22 protein-coding genes are annotated in these 19,625 nt (G+C 63.2%); 2 read left to right on the forward strand and 20 right to left on the reverse strand.

Features of this window, described 5'->3' with window-relative positions:
* The first annotated feature begins 78 nt into the window (after window positions 1-78).
* The gene (locus tag TX24_RS01535; RefSeq protein WP_034134713.1) at window positions 79-972 is read left to right on the forward strand and encodes a LysR family transcriptional regulator; all 894 of its coding nucleotides are present in this window, start codon (window positions 79-81) and stop codon (window positions 970-972) included.
* A 37-nt stretch (window positions 973-1,009) separates the two neighbouring features.
* Here the strand turns inward: TX24_RS01535 and TX24_RS01540 are convergent, their stop codons facing one another.
* The 20 genes from TX24_RS01540 to TX24_RS01635 all read right to left on the reverse strand — a co-directional run bounded on the left by TX24_RS01540 (window position 1,010) and on the right by TX24_RS01635 (window position 18,514).
* Window positions 1,010-1,429, reverse strand: a complete 420-nt coding sequence (locus TX24_RS01540) for a hypothetical protein (protein WP_003187927.1) — start codon at window positions 1,427-1,429, stop codon at window positions 1,010-1,012.
* Between the two features lie 26 nt (window positions 1,430-1,455).
* Window positions 1,456-2,682, reverse strand: a complete 1,227-nt coding sequence (locus TX24_RS01545; RefSeq protein WP_003187928.1) for a beta-ketoacyl-ACP synthase — start codon at window positions 2,680-2,682, stop codon at window positions 1,456-1,458.
* Window positions 2,682-3,410, reverse strand: coding sequence for a 3-oxoacyl-ACP reductase FabG (fabG, locus tag TX24_RS01550; protein ID WP_057709584.1), 729 nt, complete (start codon window positions 3,408-3,410; stop codon window positions 2,682-2,684). The genes TX24_RS01545 and fabG overlap by 1 nt, the downstream gene beginning before the upstream one ends.
* Window positions 3,407-3,868: a hotdog family protein gene (locus tag TX24_RS01555; protein ID WP_057709585.1), complete on the reverse strand. Its 462-nt coding sequence runs from the start codon at window positions 3,866-3,868 to the stop codon at window positions 3,407-3,409. Before TX24_RS01555 ends, fabG begins: the two co-directional genes overlap by 4 nt.
* Window positions 3,865-5,031, reverse strand: a complete 1,167-nt coding sequence (locus TX24_RS01560; RefSeq protein ID WP_057709586.1) for a beta-ketoacyl-[acyl-carrier-protein] synthase family protein — start codon at window positions 5,029-5,031, stop codon at window positions 3,865-3,867. Before TX24_RS01560 ends, TX24_RS01555 begins: the two co-directional genes overlap by 4 nt.
* Window positions 5,028-5,510 (reverse strand): hypothetical protein, encoded by a 483-nt coding sequence (locus tag TX24_RS01565; RefSeq protein ID WP_003187933.1) that lies wholly within the window; start codon window positions 5,508-5,510, stop codon window positions 5,028-5,030. The genes TX24_RS01560 and TX24_RS01565 overlap by 4 nt, the downstream gene beginning before the upstream one ends.
* Window positions 5,507-6,256 (reverse strand): class I SAM-dependent methyltransferase, encoded by a 750-nt coding sequence (locus tag TX24_RS01570; protein ID WP_034134715.1) that lies wholly within the window; start codon window positions 6,254-6,256, stop codon window positions 5,507-5,509. The genes TX24_RS01565 and TX24_RS01570 overlap by 4 nt, the downstream gene beginning before the upstream one ends.
* The gene (locus tag TX24_RS01575) at window positions 6,253-7,500 is read right to left on the reverse strand and encodes an NAD(P)/FAD-dependent oxidoreductase (RefSeq protein WP_057709587.1); all 1,248 of its coding nucleotides are present in this window, start codon (window positions 7,498-7,500) and stop codon (window positions 6,253-6,255) included. Before TX24_RS01575 ends, TX24_RS01570 begins: the two co-directional genes overlap by 4 nt.
* 33 nt (window positions 7,501-7,533) lie before the next feature.
* The gene (locus TX24_RS01580) at window positions 7,534-9,864 is read right to left on the reverse strand and encodes an MMPL family transporter (RefSeq protein ID WP_057709588.1); all 2,331 of its coding nucleotides are present in this window, start codon (window positions 9,862-9,864) and stop codon (window positions 7,534-7,536) included.
* On the reverse strand, window positions 9,836-10,531 hold the full coding sequence (locus tag TX24_RS01585; protein WP_082628730.1) for an outer membrane lipoprotein carrier protein LolA: 696 nt from the start codon (window positions 10,529-10,531) through the stop codon (window positions 9,836-9,838). Before TX24_RS01585 ends, TX24_RS01580 begins: the two co-directional genes overlap by 29 nt.
* A complete protein-coding gene (locus tag TX24_RS01590) occupies window positions 10,525-10,953 on the reverse strand; it encodes an acyl-CoA thioesterase (protein ID WP_057709589.1) in 429 nt (142 codons plus the stop codon). Before TX24_RS01590 ends, TX24_RS01585 begins: the two co-directional genes overlap by 7 nt.
* Window positions 10,946-12,487, reverse strand: coding sequence for an HAL/PAL/TAL family ammonia-lyase (locus tag TX24_RS01595; RefSeq protein ID WP_057709590.1), 1,542 nt, complete (start codon window positions 12,485-12,487; stop codon window positions 10,946-10,948). The genes TX24_RS01590 and TX24_RS01595 overlap by 8 nt, the downstream gene beginning before the upstream one ends.
* The gene (locus tag TX24_RS01600; RefSeq protein ID WP_003187943.1) at window positions 12,471-13,406 is read right to left on the reverse strand and encodes an LpxL/LpxP family acyltransferase; all 936 of its coding nucleotides are present in this window, start codon (window positions 13,404-13,406) and stop codon (window positions 12,471-12,473) included. The genes TX24_RS01595 and TX24_RS01600 overlap by 17 nt, the downstream gene beginning before the upstream one ends.
* Window positions 13,403-14,137, reverse strand: coding sequence for a glycosyltransferase family 2 protein (locus tag TX24_RS01605; protein WP_057709591.1), 735 nt, complete (start codon window positions 14,135-14,137; stop codon window positions 13,403-13,405). The genes TX24_RS01600 and TX24_RS01605 overlap by 4 nt, the downstream gene beginning before the upstream one ends.
* Window positions 14,138-14,286: 149 nt before the next feature.
* Complete coding sequence (locus tag TX24_RS01610; RefSeq protein WP_057709592.1) at window positions 14,287-15,957, reverse strand: ApeI family dehydratase; 1,671 nt, start codon at window positions 15,955-15,957, stop codon at window positions 14,287-14,289.
* The gene (locus tag TX24_RS01615; RefSeq protein WP_003187947.1) at window positions 15,954-16,499 is read right to left on the reverse strand and encodes a COG4648 family protein; all 546 of its coding nucleotides are present in this window, start codon (window positions 16,497-16,499) and stop codon (window positions 15,954-15,956) included. Before TX24_RS01615 ends, TX24_RS01610 begins: the two co-directional genes overlap by 4 nt.
* Entirely contained in the window at window positions 16,496-16,750 is a 255-nt protein-coding gene (locus TX24_RS01620; protein WP_003187949.1) for an acyl carrier protein, read from the reverse strand. The genes TX24_RS01615 and TX24_RS01620 overlap by 4 nt, the downstream gene beginning before the upstream one ends.
* Before the next feature lie 9 nt (window positions 16,751-16,759).
* A complete protein-coding gene (locus tag TX24_RS01625) occupies window positions 16,760-17,029 on the reverse strand; it encodes a phosphopantetheine-binding protein (RefSeq protein ID WP_014716603.1) in 270 nt (89 codons plus the stop codon).
* Window positions 17,007-17,819, reverse strand: coding sequence for a lysophospholipid acyltransferase family protein (locus TX24_RS01630; protein ID WP_032904076.1), 813 nt, complete (start codon window positions 17,817-17,819; stop codon window positions 17,007-17,009). Before TX24_RS01630 ends, TX24_RS01625 begins: the two co-directional genes overlap by 23 nt.
* On the reverse strand, window positions 17,795-18,514 hold the full coding sequence (locus TX24_RS01635) for a beta-ketoacyl synthase chain length factor (protein ID WP_057709593.1): 720 nt from the start codon (window positions 18,512-18,514) through the stop codon (window positions 17,795-17,797). Before TX24_RS01635 ends, TX24_RS01630 begins: the two co-directional genes overlap by 25 nt.
* 315 nt (window positions 18,515-18,829) lie before the next feature.
* Between TX24_RS01635 and TX24_RS01640 the strand changes: the two genes are divergently transcribed.
* Complete coding sequence (locus tag TX24_RS01640; protein WP_003187956.1) at window positions 18,830-19,600, forward strand: ParA family protein; 771 nt, start codon at window positions 18,830-18,832, stop codon at window positions 19,598-19,600.
* The last annotated feature ends 25 nt before the right edge of the window (window positions 19,601-19,625 follow it).

A 19,625-nucleotide genomic window follows, 5' to 3' on the forward strand; every position in this document is an offset into this window, starting at 1 on the left:
AGAATATAGCTGGCTAATGATTCTTTCCAATATATTGTTCGACCTGTTTGATAGTTTTTACGACCTAATGAGGCTTGCATGGAATTCCGCCATTTGCGCTACTTCATCGCCGTTGCCGAAGAACTGCACTTCGGCCGCGCCGCGCAGGTGCTGGGCATCTCGCAGCCACCCCTGAGCCAGCAGATCCAGGCGCTGGAACACGAGCTGGGCGCACGCTTGTTCGAGCGCACCAATCGTCGGGTCGAGCTGAGCGAGGCAGGGCGCTTGTTCTTGCAAGAGGCACGCTTGGTACTGGCCCAGGTCGACAAGGCGGCAGATGTGGCGCGGCGTGCGCAGTTGGGCGAGCTGGGTGAGTTGAAGATCGGCTTCACCTCGTCTGCGCCGTTCAACGCGAGCATTCCCCGGGCGATCTTTGCCTTCCGCCAGGCATTCCCGGCGGTGCATCTGAACTTGCAAGAAATGAGTAGCACCCAAGTGGCCGAGTCGCTGGTGGATGAGTCGATTCAGGTGGGGCTGATGCGGCCTTTGCCCTTGCCCGACTCACTGAGCGTGGTCGAGTTGATGCGCGAACCCTTGGTAGCGGTACTGAGCGCCGGCCACCCGTTGGCCCAAGGCAGCGAGCGCGGCTTGCACCTGGAGCAATTGGCCGAGGAGCCTTTTGTGTTCTTCCCGCGCAGTTACGGCAGCGGCTTGTACGCGCAGTTGCTCAACCTGGCCCGCGACGCCGGGTTCAGCCCGCACTTTGCCCAGGAAGCAGGGGAAGCAATGACCATCATCGGCCTGGTGGCGGCGGGGTTGGGGGTGTCGGTGTTGCCGGCGTCTTACCAGCGCATCCGCATTGACGGCGTGGTCTATCGCACCTTGCTCGACCCGCAGGCGGTGACGGCGGTGTGGCTGGTGCAGCGTAAGGGCGCGCAAACGCCGATGGCGAAAGGGTTTGTGGAGTTGTTGACGCGTAAGGCCGCTCAATAACCTGTGGCGAGGGAGCAAGCTCCCTCGCCACAGGGGGTCAGTTTTGGGGCGAAGTATTTGCTTCATTCACGCTGTAAGTACGCAGCCCCGCCAGAATATCCCGATCCAGCATGCTCACCCAACGGTTGTAGTTGCGATGGATCTTGCCGTCCTTGTAGCCCAGGTCGCGGCTGTCGCGGTAGGTGATGGCGTAGCTGTTGCGGGTGTAGCGGATGTCGATGGCGGCGTAGAACTGGCCGCGCACGGTGATCTCGGCCTGCACCAGTTGTGGGCTCAGGCGTTGTACCGTCCACTCGCGTTTTTGCAGAGCGGCGACGATCACTTGCTTCATTTTTTCTTCGCTGACCTGGCTTGTGGCCGGTAACTCGTGCTGGGTGTTGAGCACCGGTTTGCTGGTGCAGCCAGCCGTGGTCAGCAGGGCCAGGGTGATCAGGGTAGCGCGTAGCAGGGAAGACATTCCGTTTTCTCCAGTCGATTAAAAAGTCAGGCCCAGCGGCGGAAGATCAACGAGGTGTTGACGCCGCCGAAGGCAAAGTTGTTGTTCATCACGTAGTCGTTGTGCATCTGGCGAAAGCCACCTTGCAGGTAGTCCAGCTCGCCGCATTGCGGGTCGACCGCGTCCAGGTTGAAGGTGTGCACGTACTGGTCGCGGTTCATCATCTCGATGCTGAACCACGACTCCAACGCCCCGCACGCACCCAGGGTGTGCCCCAGGAAACTTTTCTGCGAACTGATCGGCATGCGGCTGCCAAACAGGCTGCTGGTGGCCAGGGTTTCGGCGATGTCGCCCTGATCGGTGGCCGTGCCGTGGCCGTTCACGTAGCCGATGGCGGACGGTTCAAGACCTGCGTCTTCCAGGGCCAGCTCCATGGCGCGGCGCATGGTTTTCTGTTCCGGGCGGGTGGTGTGCTGGCCGTCGGCGTTGCTGCCGAAGCCGACCAGCTCCGCATGAATATGCGCGCCTCGCGCGAGTGCGTGCTCCAACTCTTCGAGCACCAACATGCCGCCACCTTCACCGATCACCAGGCCGTCGCGGCCGCTGTCGTAGGGGCGCGGGCTGGTTTGCGGCGCATCGTTTTTCAGGCTGGTGGCGTACAACGCATCGAACACCATGGCTTCGGTGGGGCACAGTTCTTCCGCGCCGCCTGCGAGCATCAACGGCAGACGCCCGAACTTGATCGCCTCATAGGCGTAGCCAATGCCCTGGCTGCCGCTGGTGCAGGCGCTGGAGGTAGGAATCAGCCGGCCCGTGAGGCCAAAGAAGATGCTGATATTTGCCGCCGTGGTGTGCGGCATCATGCGCACATAGGAGTTGGCATTGAGCCCCTCGGCCACCGAGTTGAGCAGCATATTACCGAACGCCTTGATCTCATCGGTGCTGCCGGTGGACGAACCACAGGCCACGCCCATGCGCCCGTCCTTGATCGACTCGTCACCGAGCAAGCCGGCGTCCTGCAAGGCCTGCTCTGCTGCCCACACCGCCAGGCGCGAGACGCGGCCCATGCTGCGCAGCTGCTTGCGCGTCCAGTGCGCGGGCACGACGAAATCGTCGATAGGGCCGGCCAGACGCGTGTTCAACTCGGTGAAACGGTCCCACTCATCCATGCGCCGGATGCCGCTGCGGTTGGCGCGAAAGTTCGCGGCGATGGTGTCCCAGTCGCTGCCCAGGGAGGTCACGCCGGCCATGCCGGTGACGACAACGCGCTTCATCAGCACAGGCCCCCGTTCACGGCCAGCACCTGGCGCGTGATATAGCTGGCTTCGGCGGACATCAGGAAATTCACTGCGCCAGCGACTTCTTCCGGCGTGCCCATGCGTTGGGCCGGGATCATTTTCATCAGTTCTTCTACCGGTACGTTTTCATCCAGCATCGCGGTGTCGATCAGGCCCGGCGCCACGCAGTTGACGGTGATCTTGCGCTTGCCCAATTCGATGGCCAGCGCCTTGGCTGCGCCGATCAAGCCGGCTTTGGAGGCGCTGTAGTTGACCTGGCCGCGGTTGCCGATCAAGCCGGACACCGAGGTGATGCACACGATACGCCCGGCGGCGCGGCGCCGGATCATCGGCATCATCACCGGGTGCAGCACGTTGTAGAAACCATCCAGGTTGGTGCGCATCACCACATCCCAATCGTCTTCCGACAGGGCAGGAAAGGCGCCGTCGCGGGTCAGGCCGGCATTGAGCACCACACCGTAATAGGCGCCATGCTGCTCCACATCGGCCTCAAGGATCTCGTTGCACGCAGCGCGATCCGCCACGTCGAACTGCAGCACCCGTGCCTTGCGCCCCAGGGCTTGGACCTCGAGCTGTACCGCGTCGGCTTCGGCACGGCCGCTGCGGCAATGCAGCACGATGTCATGGCCGGCCTGGGCCAGGCGCAGGGCAATGGCGCGGCCGATGCCACGGCTGGAGCCGGTGACCAGTACGGATTCAGTCATGGCGTTTCGTCCTTCGATTCAGCTAAATAGTTGGCCGCCTGGGGCGGTCGAAATACGTTCAAGCGCGCGCTGGCCTGGATGCCGTCGCCGGTGAGGTGGCATTCGAACACACCCATGCCGTTGTCGTCTTCCAGGGAGCGCCGGCCGTGGATGTTCAGTTCGGCGCCGGCCGCAAAGTGCTCCACGTTGCACTCGAACTTACGTGTGCCCAACAGGAAGCCCAGCTCCACGGCCTTGCCTTGCTGGCGTGCATGGCAACCGGCATAGGCGGCGACGCTTTGCGCCATCAGCTCGATGCCGACCCAGGCCGGCAAGCTGCCGTCTGCACGATTGAACAGGCCGCCGGGCTTGACGGTGACGCGGGTGTGAATCTGCTCTTCATCGAACGACAGCACCTGGTCGATCAGGATCATGTCGCCCGCGTGGGGCAGCAGTTCGGCGAGTGGCCAATCGATCATGGGGCCTCTGCGATTATCAGGCTGACATTGTTACCGCCGAAGGCAAACGAGTTGCTCATCAGGCAGGGTTTTTTCAAGGTGTCGCCACTGCGCACCCATTGCAACGCGGGCATAGCCGGGTCGGGGTGGCCGTCCCATACATGCGGTGGCAGCAGGCGATGGGTCAGGCTCAGCCAGCAGAACGCGGCTTCCAGGGCCCCGGCCGCGCCGAGGGTGTGGCCGGTCATGGGCTTGGTCGACGAGCAGGCGACGCCGCCGGGAAACAGGCTGGCGACTGCCAGGCTTTCCATGGCGTCGTTATGTTGGGTCGCGGTGCCGTGCAGGTTCAGGTAGCCGATCTGCTCGGGCGAAAGTTTTGCACTGGCCAGGGCCTTGCGCATGGCCAGCAACGCGCCCTTGCCGTCGGGCTCGGGCGCGGAGATATGGTGCGCGTCGCAACTGGCACCGCTGCCCAGCAGGGCAACCGGTGCCGGCTCGCGGCTCATCAGGAACAGCACCGCCGCTTCACCGATATTGATGCCGTTGCGGTTCACCGAGAACGGATTACAGCGCTCGGCAGACACGGCTTCCAGCGCGGTAAACCCGTTCAGCGTCAGCTTGCACAGGCTGTCCACACCGCCGCAGATCACCGCATCGCACACCCCCAGGTCCAACAGGCGCTGGGCACTCATCAATGCACGGGCGCTGGAGGTGCAGGCGGTGGAAATCACATAGGCCGGGCCGCTCACGTTCAACCAGTCGGCGAGGAAGTTGGCCGGGGCGCTGAGTTCCTGTTGCTGGTAATCGTAGTCAGCGGGGAACTGCGTGTTTTGCAGGTAATGGGCAATGCCACGGCTGGCTTCGTCAATGCCCGAGGTGCTGGTGCCGAGCACAACCCCGACCCGGCCAGGGCCGTAGGTCTGGATGGCCTGACGAATCTCATCCTTGATCTGCAGCGCCGCTTCCAGCAGCAACTGGTTATTGCGGCTGCTTTGCTCGGCCAGCTCTGGGGGCAGGCTTGCCAGCTCGCCCTGTACGGCGGCCACCGGCACTACGCGCTCCGGCACCCAGCCGCTTTCGGCGCGCATGCCTGAGCAATCGCCGGCGAACAGGTTACGGCTGACCTCGGCCTGGCCACGGCCAAGGGCACAGATCACGCCAAGGGCATTGAGGTAGGCGGTCATCGGCTCACACCCAGCGGGGTGATGCGGTAACTCAGCGGCTGGCCGGCCATGTTCACGCTGAACACCTCGGAAGACTGATAGATGATTTGCCAGTGGCCCGGCAGCGTGCGCGTCAGGTCCATCGCCTGAGCGTGCGGATACAACACGGGCACATCACCAGCCGGGGTCAGGGCAAACAGCAGCGCGGCAAACAACTCCCGTGCCTGGGGATTGGGCGGCAGCAACCCGTCGGCCTGCCACTGCCCATCAAGCAGTTTTTGCCGGGCCTGGGGAATGCCCAGCGGGTCCATCATCGACCAGCGAATCGCGCGGCCTTCGCGCTGGATCACCAGCAGCCAGTCCTGGCTCTGGCCGTCCGCCAGGCGCTGCACATGCAATTGCATCGGCAAGGCCAGGGCCGGGATTTTTTCCGGCAACGGTGCCTGGCTGGCGCAGGCGCCGAGCAGCAGCAGGCAACTTATCAACAGCAGGCGCATCATGGGGCCGCATTCTCCACAGGTTTACGCGCTACGCAGTTGACCAGGGTTTCCTCGCGCTGGCCCACGGGTGGTGCCTTGCGCAGGCCCCAGCGTTCCAGCAGGCCGAAGTCACTGGAACGGCTCCACCACAAGTAAGGGTACGAAATGTTCTGTGCAGCGAACTCAAAGCCCTGCTCGCGCAGCATCTCCAAGTACTCTTCGGCGCTCTTTTGCACATGCATCGGGTGGCGGAACAGCCAGCGAATCACCCAGGTGTCGATGTAGGCTTCGGTGGATTCGGCAAACAGCAGATAGCCGCCCGGCTTGAGCACCCGATAGAACTCCTTGAGTGCGCGATGTTGTTCCACCAGATGATGGAAGGTCTGGTGGCAGAACAGGATATCGACGCTGGCATCCGGCACGTTGAGGGTCGCGCAGTCGCTGCCGATCAGTTCGACGTCCAGCCCCAGGCGCGCAGCTTCTTCGCGGCTCAGTGCCAGGCTGTGGGGGTCGGCATCCAGGCCGATCAGGCGCGAAGGTGCGAACACCTGATGCAGCAACTGGAAGGATTTGCCCTGGCCGCAACCAGCATCCAACAACACCGGCGCCACCGGTAGCGGCTCGCTGAACAGGCTGCGCAGGTCATTGATCGCCACGCGCAACACGTGATGCTGCCAGGTATGGCTGCGCAGGAACCAGAAACCGAACTTGGTTTCTTCGACGTAGTTTTGACTCAGGTAGTTTTTTTCAACGCCAGGGCTGCTCATACCGCTTCACTCGCACAAATATCCGACAACATCCGCAAGCGCCGCTTCGGCTCGCTGACAAACGGGTTGCGTTCATCCCAGGCGTAACCGGCCAGGATTGAGCTGATCATGCGGCGAATCTCCGGTGAACTGCCAGGATGGAAAATCACGTCCTGGAACGTGCCCGCATACCAGCCTTCGACGTAGCAACGGAAGGTATCGACACCGCGCTTGAGCGGCTCGGCAAACTCGGTTTGCCAGTCCACCGTTTCGCCGCTCAATTGGCGGTGCAGCACACCCGCGGCCATGCTCGCCGAACGCATGGCAATGGTCACGCCGGAAGAGAACACCGGGTCGAGGAATTCCGCCGCGTTGCCCAGCAGCGCAAAACCTGGGCCGTGCAGGGTTTTGACGTTGGCCGCGTAGCCGCCGATCGTGCGCGCCGGGGTGTCCCACACGGCATTTTGCAACACGCCGGACAGGCTTGGGGTTTGCTCGATAAAGCCATGCAGGCAGGCGTCGAGGTCGCTGCCCGCACCCTCGAAATGCTCCTTGGCCGCGACCACGCCTACCGAACAACGGCCGTTACTGAACGGGATGGTCCAGAACCAGATGTCGCGCTGGGTCGGGTGAGTGGTCACCAGGATTTTGCTGCGGTCAAAGCCTGGGTGTTCGATACGGTCTTCGACGTGGGTGAACACGGCCTGGCGCAACGGGAAATTCGACGGTGCTTCCAGGTCCAGCAGGCGTGGCAACACACGGCCATAGCCGCTGGCATCGAGCACGAACCTGGCCTTGAGGTGGTACTCACTGCCATTCTGGCGGCGCACATGCAAATACCGGCTCTCGGCAGAAAAATCCACGCCGACAATGGTTTGGCCATAGCGGATTTCCACGCCTTGCAGCGCCGCCTGGTCGGCCAGCAATTTGTCGAACTCGCCGCGCTGCACCTGGAAGGTGGTGGGCTTGCCGTTGCTGAAGGTGTCGCTGAAATCAAAGGCACTGTAGCGCTCGCCCCAAGCGAATGCGGCGCCGGTTTTTACCTGGAAGCCTGCCGCTTGCACAGCGTCGAGCATGCCGGCTTCTTCGATAAAGTCGATGCAGTGCGACAGCAGGCTTTCGCCAATCGAGAAGCGCGGGAAATGCTCGCGCTCGATGATCAATACATCATGCCCTTTGCGCTTTAACAGCGCGGCCGCGATGGCACCGGAAGGCCCGGCACCGATCACCACCACCTGGCGACGTTCCATTTCAACTGTGGGCACGAGGGCTCCTTGCCGCATGGGCGCTAATCACATTCATAAGGCGTGTTTCTGCCTGCCGGCCCAGGGCGCCAGCATAAAGCTGAACGCCAGGCCCAGGCTGACCGACAAGCCGAAATTGCTCACGGCCGGTGTACTGGAGACCGCCAGCAGGCCGAACGACAACCAGGTCGTCAGCGCCGCCAGCAGTGTTCCCAACAGGCTGACGGCAGGGCCGCCGATCTGCTCGCGCATCAAAATCGCATAGTCAACGCTGATGGCCGTGACCAGCAACAGGCCAAACAGACTGAACAGGGTCAGTGGCTGGCCCAGCCAACCGAGGCTGGCCAGGCTGCACAACGCGGCCAGCAGCGGCAGGGCGACGATACGCAAGGCGCCGCCAACGCCGAAGGGCGCAATCAGCAATAGCACGATCAGCACGCAAGACAGCAACTTCAATTCGGCAGCGCTGATCTGCGTGTCGGCAAACACCCGGTTCAAGTCACCCAGGCGATCCACCAGCTGCACGCCGGGCAAGTCCAGCGCCTGCACCCGTAGCAACGCCGGGTTGTTCAAGCCTTGCAGGCTGACCATGGCCGCCACGCCGCCGTTCACCGGGCCGAGCCACAGCGTCCGCCAGGGCTCGGCCAGCGGGCCTCGCAGTGCGGCGTCGATGTCTGCGGTGGGCAGCGCCTGCAACTGCGCCACTTCGGCTTGCAGGGCAGTGAGGGGCACGCCGAGGTCCAGTAGCGGTTGCCAGTATGGCGCCAGGTTGCTCAGCGCCTCGCGCAGCTGTTGTTGTTCGTCGGGGAGGCTGACCAGTTGATTGAGCGCCAGGTAGCCTTGGAGCTTGTCCATCTGCACCAATTGATCCAAGCGTTTGCCCAGGGCGGCCTGGCGTTCCAGCAACTGCTGCTGATTGTCCGCGCGCACCAGGAAAAACTGGCTGGTGGGCTGGAACCCGGTGATGCGCGCCACGGCCTGAGCTTCGTGCAGCAACTGCGGCGGCGCGCCGATCCATTGGCGGATATCGTTTTTCGTGTTCAGTTGCCACAGGCCCGCCGCGCAGAACAGCAGCACCCACACCAGCAGTACCGAACTGGGCACGCGTTTGAGCAGGGCCGTACGCATCTGCCACAGGCCTTGTGCAACACGCAGCGGCCATTGCGCCGGGCGCAGTTCCACGCCCTTGAGCAGCGCGGGCAACAGGCACACGGCGCACAGATAGGCACCGACCAGGCCGGCAGCCGAGAACACCGCAATCTGGGTCAGCGCCGGGAATGGCGTCCAGGCCAGCGCCAGGTAGCCGATAGCGCTGGTGGCCAGGCTCAGGCTCAGCCCTGGCAGGGTCAGGCGCAACGCCGGCCAACTGCGCCACGGTTGCAGGCTCCAGCTTTTGGACAGGTAATGCAGCGGGTAATCCACCGCCACGCCGATCAGGCTGGAACCCAGCACCAGAGTCATCACATGCATATGCCCAAACAACGCCACGCACGCCACCGCGCCAAACAGCATGCCCACCAGCACCGGCACGAACGCCAGCAACACCCGCCAGCGCCGGAACGCCAGCAACAGCAATAACAGAATGCCCAAGGTGGCGCCGCCGCCGACCCAGGTCATTTCCCGAGTGGCCTGTTGTTGCCCGTTGGCCGCATAGAGCAAACCGCTGGCAGCGAGCAGTTGCGCGCCGTGTGCGCCGGCTTGCTCGCGGCTGGCCTTCAGCAAGTCCGCCACTTGCAGTGGCAGTTTCATATCGAAGGCGTTGCCGGTAGTGCGCGCCCGCAGCAGCACCCAGCTTTTGCCGTCAGCATCGGCGATCAAGGCACCGCTGCCGATATCCATTTGCACCGCACCGTGTTGCGGTTGGCTGTTCTGGATGCGCCCTGTCAGGCCGAGCCAATCGTCCTGGCTGGGCACCAGGCTGAAACCTGTGAAGGGGTCGAACAGCGATTGCACGCGTTGCTGGATGAACGCCTCAGGCTGTTGGATCAGTTGCTCGCGGTCTTTGGCTGAGAGCATCGACAAGCGCCCGCGCAGCAGTTGTTCGCGCAACGCTGGCAAGTCGGCTTGCAGGTTCCACTGCACCTTTTCAAACAGGCCGCTGGCCTGCCAGCGCTCACCCAGTTGCTGCGCCACGGCCACCGCTTGCTGACGGTCGGCATGCCCCACCAGTACCAGCATTTCGCGGTTGAGCGGCTCTTGCATGCGTTGTTCGGCTTGCAGCTCCAGGGCGTCTGGCGTGCTGCCGGGCACCAGCTCCATCAGGTTGGCCGACAACGGCGCGCCATCACGCCACTGCCAGCCGGCCAGGGCCAGCACGGCCACCAGCAGGGTCAGGAACAGGCGCGGCAGCAGGCGTTCACTGGGCAAAGTCGTGTTGCTCCGCATCGCTCAACGGCTGGTCGGCGGTACTGTCCTGCATGCGCAGCAGCGTGCTGTCGCCTTGGGTTTCCAGCAGTTCAATGCTGTGCACCAGCGCGCCGCCGTCGATAGTGATCTGGGTGAACACTTGCTTGAGCAGCAGCGAGCGTGGGGTCAGCGTGAGCTTCCACTGTTGGGCCTCACCTTGCAGTAGCAGGTCGAAGTCGCGTTGCAGGCCACTGCTGTCACCCTGCAGTACCGCCAGGAACAAACGATTCTGTTCGGCGCCGGCACTCTTGTTTGGCAGCAGTTGCCAGCCATTGGCGTCGCGGCGGGCAATGCCTTGAGCTGTAATGCGGTAGTCCTGTTGCAGCGGGGTTTTCAACAGCCACAGCAGGCCGTGATCCTTGGCGAGCACGAAGGTGCCTTTGCTCACTAGCGGCTGGGGCAGGGCGCGCAGGTGTTTTTCCTGGGTGAAGTGGCCGTGGATCACGGAGGGTTTGGCAAGCTGATCGCTCAACTGCTGAAGGTCGAAGGCATTCGCCAAGTTGGGAATGCATAACAACAGGATGAGCAGGAACCCTGTGGGAGCGGGCTTACCCGCGAAGGACGTTAACGATAACGCGGGTTGCCTGACACTCAGCAGGGCTCTCAGGATCTTCGCGGGCAAGCCCGCTCCCACAGGGGTCAGCATTTCAGGGCCTTTTCTACGGCGTCGGTAAATATCTTGGGCGAGGCCAGCTGCATCTCGCGGCTGGCGATGTCCACCGCTACTTGCACGGTGCTGGCGCGGGTCAAGCGCTCGCCGCTGGCCCGGTCGGTAATCAGGTAGTTCACCTTCAAGCGGTTCTCCCATTCCACCAGGCTTGCGCGCACGTTGATCGTTTGACCGAAGGTCGCGCCGCGCACATAGCGTAGCTGCATGTCGATCACCGGCCACGCGTAGCCGGCTTCGAGCATCGCCGTGTAGTTATGGCCGATCTTGTCCAGCAACGCACAGCGCGCCACTTCCAGGTACTTCACGTAATGCCCGTGCCACACCACGTTCATGGTGTCGATGTCGAAAAACGGCACGAGGATTTCAGTGTCGCTGTGCAACACGCCCGGGCTACGCATGCAGCCTCCAGTGTTGCGCGGCGATGCGTTGCAGGCACAGGCGCAGTTCGCCTTCCAGGGCGCGGTCTTCGATGACCGGCGCAAAGTCTTGGGCCAGCTCTGCATGCATCGCGGCCAGCGCCGGCGGCAGTGGCCGGGCATCCCCGGCCTGGGCGCGCAGCCACACGCCCTGGTTGGCGGCGAGCAGGGTCGCGGCGGCGACCTGTTCGGTCAACTCCAGCACGCGGATCGCATCGCGGGCAGCGATGGTGCCCATGCTCACCTTGTCCTGGTTGTGGCACTCGGTAGAGCGTGAGAACACGCTGGCCGGCATGGTGTTTTTCAGTGCTTCGGCGGTCCAGGCGCTGGTGCCGATCTGCACGGCCTTGAAGCCATGGTTGATCATTGCACGATCAGCCGGGGCGCCCGACAGGTTGCTCGGCAGGCCATGGTTGTAGCGCACATCCACCAACAGTGCGAGCTGGCGGTCGAGCAGGTCGGCAACGTTGGCGACCAGGGTCTTGAGGCTGTCCATGGCGAAGGCGATATGCCCGCCGTAGAAGTGCCCGCCATGCAGCACGCGTTCTTCTTCGGCGTCGATGATCGGGTTGTCGTTGGCGCTGTTCAGTTCGATCTCGATGAACGAGCGCAGCCAGTTCAGGCTGTCCGCCAATACGCCGAGCACGTGGGGCGCGCAGCGCAACGAATAACGGTCTTGCAGGCGATGCAGGGGGGCGGTGGGCGCGTCGATGGCCAGATCCTTGCGCAGCCACGCGGCGACTTGCATCTGCCCAGGGTGTGGTTTGGCGGCGAACAGGCGCTCGTCGAAGTGTTCGGGGTTGCCTTGCAGGGCCACCACATTGAGCGCGGTGATGCGCGTGGCCAGTTGCAACAGGTAGTCGGCGCGGGCAAAGGCCAGGCAGGCCAGGCCAGTCATCACGGCGGTGCCGTTCATCAGTGCCAGGGCTTCCTTGGGCCGCAGTACCAGCGGCTCCCAGCCCAGTTCACGGTGTACGTCGGCTGCCGGGCGGCGTTCGCCGCGGAACAGCACTTCACGTTCGCCAGACAAGGTCGCGGCCACGTAGGACAGCGGCGTCAGATCACCGCTGGCGCCCACCGAGCCTTCTTCCGGGATCAGTGGCAATACATCGTTTTCGAGGAAGGCATGCAGGCGTTCCAGCAGCTCCACGCGAACACCCGACACGCCATGGCACAGCGACTGCAAACGCGCCGCCAACACGGCGCGGGTGGCTTGGGCGTCGAGCAACTTGCCCAGGCCGCAACCGTGAAAGGTGTACAGGTGACGCGGCAACGCTTCGACGTGCTCCAGCGGCACTGCCACCACACAGGAGTCGCCGTAGCCGGTGGTCACGCCGTAGATCACGCCCTCCTTGTCCAGCAGCGAGTCGAGGAACTGCGCGCCCTTGGCGATGCGCTGGCGGTACGCGGCATCGTCCTGCAGACGAGTGGGCACCTGGCGGTTGGCCAGGGCCAGCACGTCTTCGATGCGCAGGGGGCGTTCACCAAAGGTGATGGGCTCAAGAGGCGTGGTCATCGGTCTTCCAGAAAGGGTAAAAGTTGAACCATTGTTGGGGCGCTTGCAGGCAGAACTGGCCCAGGCGTGCGGCGTAGCGGGCGGTCCACAGGGCGATAACCTGCTCGCGGGTGCTGCGCTTCCATTCGATCAAATCGGCAAAGGGCTCGATGGTCAGGCGATAGCGACCCTGGTGCTTGAGGCACATCAGCAGATTGACCGGGCACTTGAGTAAGCCCGCCAGCAGCCATGGGCCTTGGGGGAATGCCGCCGTATGGCCGAGGAAGTCCACGCGCACCGTGCGCCCGCCGTGCAGCGGGATACGGTCGCCGGCAATCGCCAGCCACTCGCCATCGTCCAGGCGCTGGCTGAGCAGCAGCATAGTGGCCGGGTCCAGTTCGCTGACCTGGATCAGGCGTAAATGGGTCGCGCCAGCCTCGCCCAGCAGGCGGTTGAAACGCTCGGCGTGCTTGGTGTGCACCAGTACATTCATGGTGACCTGCTCACCAATCTCCGCCAGGGCGCGGCACACTTCCAGGTTGCCCAGGTGCGCACCCACCAGCATCTGCCCGCGCTCGCCGCGCAGTTGGCTGCGCAACTGCGCCGGGTCATTGATCTCGATTTGCTCCAGGCGCAGCTTGCCGTTCCACACGTCGAGCTTGTCCAGCAGCGAATCGGCAAAAGCCATGAACTGGGCAAAGACGGTGCGGTGGCTCGGCAGCAGGTCGTCGCGCCCGCTCCACTGCGCCAGGCGCTGCTGGTATTGCCAGGCGCTGTGGCGTGCGGTGCGGCCGAACAGGAAGAAGTAAAACACGATGCTGTAGAGCAACGGGCTCAACAGGCGACGGCCGAGGACTTTTACCGCGACCGCGGTGAACTTCATCAGCCAGAAGCTGCCGCGTTCTTCGCGGTCGGCCCAGTGCTTGGTGCTGTCGTTCATGCTTGCCACCGTCGCCACAGGATCATCGGCGCGCGCACGAGCATGCCGAAGAACAACCGCGTGTGCATGGCGCTGATGCGCAGGTTGTCGCGCAACAAGCGAAAGTGCGACAGGCCGTCGGCGGGGTAGTGCACCTGGGTGGGCAGCCAGCGCATGGGCTGGTTGCGCCAGGTCAGGCGCACCAGGATGTCCGAGTCGAAATCCATGTGCGTGCCGATGTAGGCCGAGTCCATCAGCGCCAGGGTCGGCGCCAGCGGGTACACGCGAAAGCCGCACATCGAGTCGCGAATCTCAAACGACAGGGTGTTGATCCACACCCACACGTGGGTCAGGTAACGTGCGTACAGGCGACCCTTGGGCACGCTGTCGTCGTATTCGGGGTAGCCGCAGATGACGGCGTCGGGGTGCTGGCGTGAGGTGTGGATAAAGGTCTCGACTTCGCGCAGGTCGTGCTGGCCATCGGCGTCCACTTGCAGGGCGTGGGTGTAGCCCAGGCGCGCTGCCTCGCGGAAACCGGCCATCACGGCGCCGCCCTTGCCCTGGTTGCTGGGCAGGGTCAGCAGGGTGACGTTGTCCAGCCTCGCCAACTGCGCCAGCACGGCTGCGCACGCGGCGCTGCTGCCATCGTCGACCAAGAGGCAGGGCAGGCCGCTTTTCAGCACACTGTGGACCACGGCTGGCACGGCGGCTTCGTGGTTGTACACCGGGATTAAAGCGCAGGGGTTATGCATGATGGGGGGCACCCGATACACCGGGCCGCCTGCATCGCAGGCAAGCCAGCTCCCACATTGGACTTGCTGTGCTCATGAGATTGTTGGCCGACACCGATCCAGTGTGGGAGCGGGCTTGCCCGCGATTGAGCACGAAGTGCTCACCCGGCTTATGCATGCGCGGCCTCCAGCACTATGCGCCCGCTTGAGCACGCCGCAACCCCATTGCGATAGGCGAAGTACAGCTTGCTACGCTCCCGATCAAAGCGCAGGTGCAGTTCGATGTGATCGCCCGGGCGCACCAGTTGCTGGAACTTGAGCACTTCCATGCCGGCGAACCGGGTTGGCAGGTCGAGCAATTGCTGGCCCAGGTTGAACGCCCATTCCACCTGCACCACCCCCGGCAAAACCGGGGTGACCGGGAAGTGCCCGCTGAAATACGCCAAGTCCGGTGGGATGCTCAGTTGCAAGGTCCATTCACCTTCGGTTTCGACTTGCGCCAACACCTCAGGCCCCTTGGGGCGAGGCTCCAGTAACAAGGCTTCGATATTGGCCTGGGGCAGCTTGCCCTGGCTGTTCAGCGGCAATTGGCGCAGCACACGCCAGCGGCGCGGCAAGGCCAGGGCTTCGCAATGTTGGCTCAAGTGCTGGCGCAGAGTTTGGGTGAGGGTGCGGCGCCCCTGGTTGCGCAGCGCATGCAGCCCCGCCTCGCTGAGCACCACCACGGCGCCCAGGGACGCGCGGTTTTCCTGCACCACGCCCAGGCGGGTGTCGGCGACCCATTCATGGGCGATCAGCGCCTGTTCCAGCATCGGCAGGGAGATGCGTTTTTCTTCCAGCTTGACGATACGGTCCAGGCGGCCCAGCAGTTCAAACCGGCCATCGGCATGGATGCGTGCGGCGTCGGCGGTTTGTTCGATATGCCCTGCGGGCAGGTATGGCGATGCGATGCGCAGTGCTCCTTCAGCATCCTGGCTCAGTTGCACATCGGCAAACGGCTGCCAGGGCTGCGCGCCCTGGCGCCAGGCGATGCCGCCGGTTTCCGAGCTGCCGAGGATTTCTGTCGGCCATTGCTGCAAGCGGTCATAGAGGCTGCCGGCCGCATCAATCGGCAGCGCGCCACCGGAGGAAAATACCCGTGCAACCTGGCTCAGTGCCGGCCAGTCAAGGTTGTCGCCCATGCGCTTGAGCAGCGCCGGGCTGGCAACCCAGGCAAATTGCGGGTGCTCACGGCTGGCGCGCTGCATGTCTTCGGGGAACGCCAGTTGCTTGCGCACGAAAGTGCGACCGGCGCACAGCGGCCACAACACGCGAAACAGCAAACCGTAGATGTGTTGGGTGGCGACGCTGCCGATGATGCACGCGCCTTTGAGGTCTGCGCCCCACAGCGCTTCCAAGGCCTCTACTTCATTGGCCAGCTGGCGCAGGGACTTGTCGATGCGCTTGGGCTCGCCGCTGGAGCCGGAGGTGCACAGGCTCAGTTGGCAGCTGTCCAGGTCGAGGGCGGCGGCGCTCAAGGGCGCTTGATACAGCGCGTCCAGGTCGCTGGCGTCCACCAGCCAGGCATCCACGGCAGCGGCCCAGCGTTGGCGGGTCTGGGGTTGCAGGTCGGCGGGCAGCAGCACGCTCGCACCGGCCCGCCAGGCGGCCAGCAGCGCAATCGCCAGCAGCCCGGCGTCTTCCAGGTGCACGGCCAGGCGCCGGATGCCCTGGGCCTGCAAGCCTGCGGCGAGGCTCAAGGAGCGCTCGCACAGTTGCGCGTGATTCATGGCGGGCTCGGTAGTCACCCCACGATCCCGCAGTGGCTCAAGCAGCAAATGCTCAAGTTTCAACCCTTTCATACGCGGCCTCGAACCCTTTGTCGTACCAGCCATTCCACGGCAAACAACAGCCCCATCAACCCGTAGGCGATCAGGCCGTTGTACAACGTCCACCAGCTCAGCGGCGCCCACAGGGTGAGCGCGGCGGCGAGCAGGCCATTACAGAGAAAAAACACACTCCACACCAGGGTGACCCGGCGGGTATACACCACCGCGTGGGGCGGCAGGTGCGGGTCGGTCATGCGCGCCAGGCGCTCGACCATCGGCGGGCCGTATTTCAGGCTCAGGCCGAACAGCGCCAGCATGAACCCGCTGACCAGGCTCGGGTACCAGCGCAGCCACTGCGGGTTATCGAACCAGGCCAGCGCCAGGCAAAACACGATCACCACCACCGCCATCCAACGGCTGCCCGGGCGCTGCGCAGCGGTGAGCGCGCGCAACAGCCACAGGCTGCCCAGCAATAAGCCGAACTGCCAGGGTGCAAAGTGCTCGGTGCCGTAATACACCGCGAAGGGGTACAGCAGCCCCGCCAATAACAGGCCAAGGCCGATCAGCCGGCTCATGCGGCGGGCTGGACCAGACGGTACACCGCCTCTACCACGTCGTTCACCGTGCGTACCGCCTTGAACTCTTCGGCGGCGATTTTCTTGCCGGTCTGGCGCTTGATGTGGTCGATCAGGTCCACGGCGTCGATGCTGTCGATTTCCAGGTCCTGGTACAGGTTGGCGTCGAGGGTGACGCGTTCCGGGGGCAGTTCAAACAGTTCCACCAAGGCGTCGCGCAGGGTGTTGAAGATATCGTCACGAGTTTGCATGGTACGGTCTCAAGCTGCCTGTCGGGCCGTGACGAATGCCGCAAGGCTGGCCACGTTGGTGAAGTGATTGCGGGTGTCCTTGGCGTCGGCATCGATTTTGATGCCGTATTTTTTCTGAATCGCCAGGCCCAATTCCAGGGCGTCGACCGAATCCAGGCCCAGGCCTTCGCCAAACAGCGTCTGCTCGCTGCCAATGTCGTCGACGCTGATGTCTTCCAGGCCCAGGGCCTCGATGATCAGCGTCTTTATGTCGTGCTCAAGGCGGTGTTGGTCGCTCATCTTCGGCGAGCTCCTTAATGAAATAGTGATGCAGGTGATCGTTGAGCTTGCGTGAAGCCTGGGGCGCGGCGCCGAGCGCGGCGAACGCCTGTGGTTCTATATCGGCCCCCACGCGCAAACTGAAGTGAAATCGACGGTGGGGAATGCGATACCAGGGTTCGGCCTTGGTCAGGGTGGTGGGGCTGACCTTGATCACCACTGGCGTGATGATTGTCGCACCGCGCAGCGCAATGGCCGCGCCGCCGCGATGAAAGGCCGGCGCCGCGCCGGGCGTGGTGCGGGTGCCTTCGGGAAAGATGATCAGCGTCTGGCCGGCGCGCAGGGCGTCGGCTGCGGCATCGAGCATGTCGGCGCTGCCGTCGTTGCTGATGTAGCCGGCATCGCGCACCGGGCTGCGGGTGAACGGGTTTTGGAACAGACTCTGCTTGACCACGCAGTTGGTCTGGCGCATCAGGCCGATCAGGAACACCACGTCGATCAGCGACGGGTGGTTGGCGACGATCATCTGGCCAGGGCGGCCAAGCTTTTCGGCACCCTCGACGCTGTACGTGAGAATGCCCAGGCCCTTCATCAAGCGAATAAAAAACCAGAACAGGCAACTGATGGTGTGGCGTGCACGCCGTTGGTGCTGGCTGGCGTCGCCCGGCAGGCAACTGAGCAGTGGAAACACCAGCAAGCGCAGGCACAGGCCGCCGATGCCAAACAGGCAAAAGCTGAGGGCCGTGGCGAACAGGCGCCAGTAATAGGCCTGCCGTGGCTTGTGGGTCAGGGCTTGCGTTGCCAGTTCCATACTCGGTTCTTCCAGGCATGTTGGCAGGCGCCCTGATCGGTCAGCAGGGTGCGCAGCAGGTTCAGGGCGTGGGGCCACTGGGTTTGAGTGAGTTGGACAGTGCCGGTGGTGAGTTCCAGTTGCCACTCGTCGCCCGGCGTGAGCAACAGGCCGAGGGCGTAGGGGAAGGGTACATCCGTGATCCAGCTGGCATAGGCTTGGGGCGGTTGTTCTTCGGTGATCACCAGCAACACGGCGGGTGCGCCTTCGTTGAGCAACGCGGCGGCTTCGAGCAGGCCGTGTTCGAGGCCATCGCCGGCGGCGGCGAGGGCGGTCATCTCGCTGGTTTCATTACGCAGGATCGACCACAGGCCGATCACCGCGTTATGCACCGACAGGCTGAACTGAGTGGGCGACAGCGGCTGCTCGTTGGCCAGGTCGCTGAGGATGTCCAGGGTGCGCGGGGTTTCGCCGTGGCGGGAAATGAACACCAGCGGCAGGTCTTCAAGGCCCTCGGCCAGCGGCCAGCTGACGCTGAACGCCATGCGCGCCAGCCGGCTCAAGCGGCGGCGCTGCATAGCTGGCAAAAATGACACATCGGGGGACGCTTCGCTGGCAGGCAGCAACACCGGGTCCCGGCACCAGGCGTGCCAGTCGTCCGCACTCTCAAGGCCAGGAGCCCAGGCGCGCCATTGGGCGATGTTGAAGTTGATCACTGAGAAGTTATCCCGCCCCTGCGGGCTTCCATGTGCGGCCAATGGCCCCGGATTCCGGGACAGGGAGCAATGGCCGAATGGCGCGCATTATCCCGGTGCCGTGGAGTTCTAGCAAATAGTGGTGAAAATTTGTTCACTATTGATCACAAATTAAGTTGGAAGAACTTACAGATTCTTGGTCATGGCTGATCGAGTGTGGAATAGGCGCACTCCTATTTGTTTGTTAGCCAGATGCGGCGCCCTGATGAACGAGGTAGCTAATGGGCGCTTTTGCGCTCTACACTCGGGCATTCATTGATACACGGAGGTTTTTCCATGCGGCGCGTGGTGTTCAATCAAAAAGGCGGTGTGGGCAAGTCCAGCATCGCCTGCAACCTGGCGGCGGTCAGCGCCAGCGAAGGTTATCGAACCCTGTTGGTGGACCTCGATGCACAGGCCAACTCCACTCAGTACCTCACCGGGCTGACGGGTGACGACATCCCTATGGGGATCGCGGATTTTTTCAAGCAAACTTTGTCTACGGGGCCGTTTTCGAAGAAGAACAGGGTGGATATCTACGAAACGCCCTTCGACAACCTGCATGTGATCACCGCCACCCCGGAACTGGCTGACCTGCAGCCCAAGCTTGAGGCCAAGCACAAGATCAACAAGCTGCGAAAGCTGCTGGATGAGTTGAGCGAGGATTACGACCGGATTTACCTGGATACGCCGCCAGCGCTGAATTTTTATGCGGTTTCGGCGCTGATTGCCGCTGATCGTGTGCTTATTCCATTCGATTGCGACAGCTTTTCGCGCCAGGCGTTGTATGGCCTGCTAGCAGAGATCGAAGAACTGAAGGACGACCATAACGAAGGCCTGGAAGTGGAAGGCATTGTGGTCAACCAATTTCAGGCTCGTGCGAGTTTGCCGCAGCAGATTCTCGATGAGTTGATTGCCGAAGGGCTGCCGGTACTGCCGGTGTACCTTGCAAGCTCTGTGCGTATGCGTGAGTCGCACCAGGAGAGCAAGCCGCTGATTCATCTGGACCCTCGGCATAAGCTGACGCAGCAGTTTGTGGAGCTGCATAACTTGCTGGAAAATGCCTGACCCCACAGGCAACATCGAACACTGT

It is taken from the genome of Pseudomonas lactis (assembly GCF_001439845.1).
Lineage (GTDB): Bacteria > Pseudomonadota > Gammaproteobacteria > Pseudomonadales > Pseudomonadaceae > Aquipseudomonas > Aquipseudomonas lactis.

Excerpts from the sequence above, each read along its gene's own strand:
- TX24_RS01545 (WP_003187928.1), bottom strand. The coding sequence starts at position 2,682 with ATGAAGCGCGTTGTCGTCACCGGCATGGCCGGCGTGACCTCCCTGGGC.
- TX24_RS01560 (WP_057709586.1), bottom strand. The coding sequence starts at position 5,031 with ATGACCGCCTACCTCAATGCCCTTGGCGTGATCTGTGCCCTTGGCCGT.
- TX24_RS01570 (WP_034134715.1), bottom strand. The coding sequence starts at position 6,256 with ATGAGCAGCCCTGGCGTTGAAAAAAACTACCTGAGTCAAAACTACGTC.
- TX24_RS01555 (WP_057709585.1), bottom strand. The coding sequence starts at position 3,868 with ATGATCGATTGGCCACTCGCCGAACTGCTGCCCCACGCGGGCGACATG.
- TX24_RS01590 (WP_057709589.1), bottom strand. The coding sequence starts at position 10,953 with ATGCGTAGCCCGGGCGTGTTGCACAGCGACACTGAAATCCTCGTGCCG.
- TX24_RS01630 (WP_032904076.1), bottom strand. The coding sequence starts at position 17,819 with ATGGAACTGGCAACGCAAGCCCTGACCCACAAGCCACGGCAGGCCTAT.
- TX24_RS01595 (WP_057709590.1), bottom strand. The coding sequence starts at position 12,487 with ATGACCACGCCTCTTGAGCCCATCACCTTTGGTGAACGCCCCCTGCGC.
- fabG (WP_057709584.1), bottom strand. The coding sequence starts at position 3,410 with ATGACTGAATCCGTACTGGTCACCGGCTCCAGCCGTGGCATCGGCCGC.
- TX24_RS01620 (WP_003187949.1), bottom strand. The coding sequence starts at position 16,750 with ATGCAAACTCGTGACGATATCTTCAACACCCTGCGCGACGCCTTGGTG.
- TX24_RS01565 (WP_003187933.1), bottom strand. The coding sequence starts at position 5,510 with ATGATGCGCCTGCTGTTGATAAGTTGCCTGCTGCTGCTCGGCGCCTGC.
- TX24_RS01535 (WP_034134713.1), top strand. The coding sequence starts at position 79 with ATGGAATTCCGCCATTTGCGCTACTTCATCGCCGTTGCCGAAGAACTG.
- TX24_RS01640 (WP_003187956.1), top strand. The coding sequence starts at position 18,830 with ATGCGGCGCGTGGTGTTCAATCAAAAAGGCGGTGTGGGCAAGTCCAGC.
- TX24_RS01605 (WP_057709591.1), bottom strand. The coding sequence starts at position 14,137 with ATGCATAACCCCTGCGCTTTAATCCCGGTGTACAACCACGAAGCCGCC.
- TX24_RS01580 (WP_057709588.1), bottom strand. The coding sequence starts at position 9,864 with ATGCGGAGCAACACGACTTTGCCCAGTGAACGCCTGCTGCCGCGCCTG.
- TX24_RS01585 (WP_082628730.1), bottom strand. The coding sequence starts at position 10,531 with ATGCTGACCCCTGTGGGAGCGGGCTTGCCCGCGAAGATCCTGAGAGCC.
- TX24_RS01610 (WP_057709592.1), bottom strand. The coding sequence starts at position 15,957 with ATGAAAGGGTTGAAACTTGAGCATTTGCTGCTTGAGCCACTGCGGGAT.
- TX24_RS01600 (WP_003187943.1), bottom strand. The coding sequence starts at position 13,406 with ATGAACGACAGCACCAAGCACTGGGCCGACCGCGAAGAACGCGGCAGC.
- TX24_RS01615 (WP_003187947.1), bottom strand. The coding sequence starts at position 16,499 with ATGAGCCGGCTGATCGGCCTTGGCCTGTTATTGGCGGGGCTGCTGTAC.
- TX24_RS01625 (WP_014716603.1), bottom strand. The coding sequence starts at position 17,029 with ATGAGCGACCAACACCGCCTTGAGCACGACATAAAGACGCTGATCATC.
- TX24_RS01540 (WP_003187927.1), bottom strand. The coding sequence starts at position 1,429 with ATGTCTTCCCTGCTACGCGCTACCCTGATCACCCTGGCCCTGCTGACC.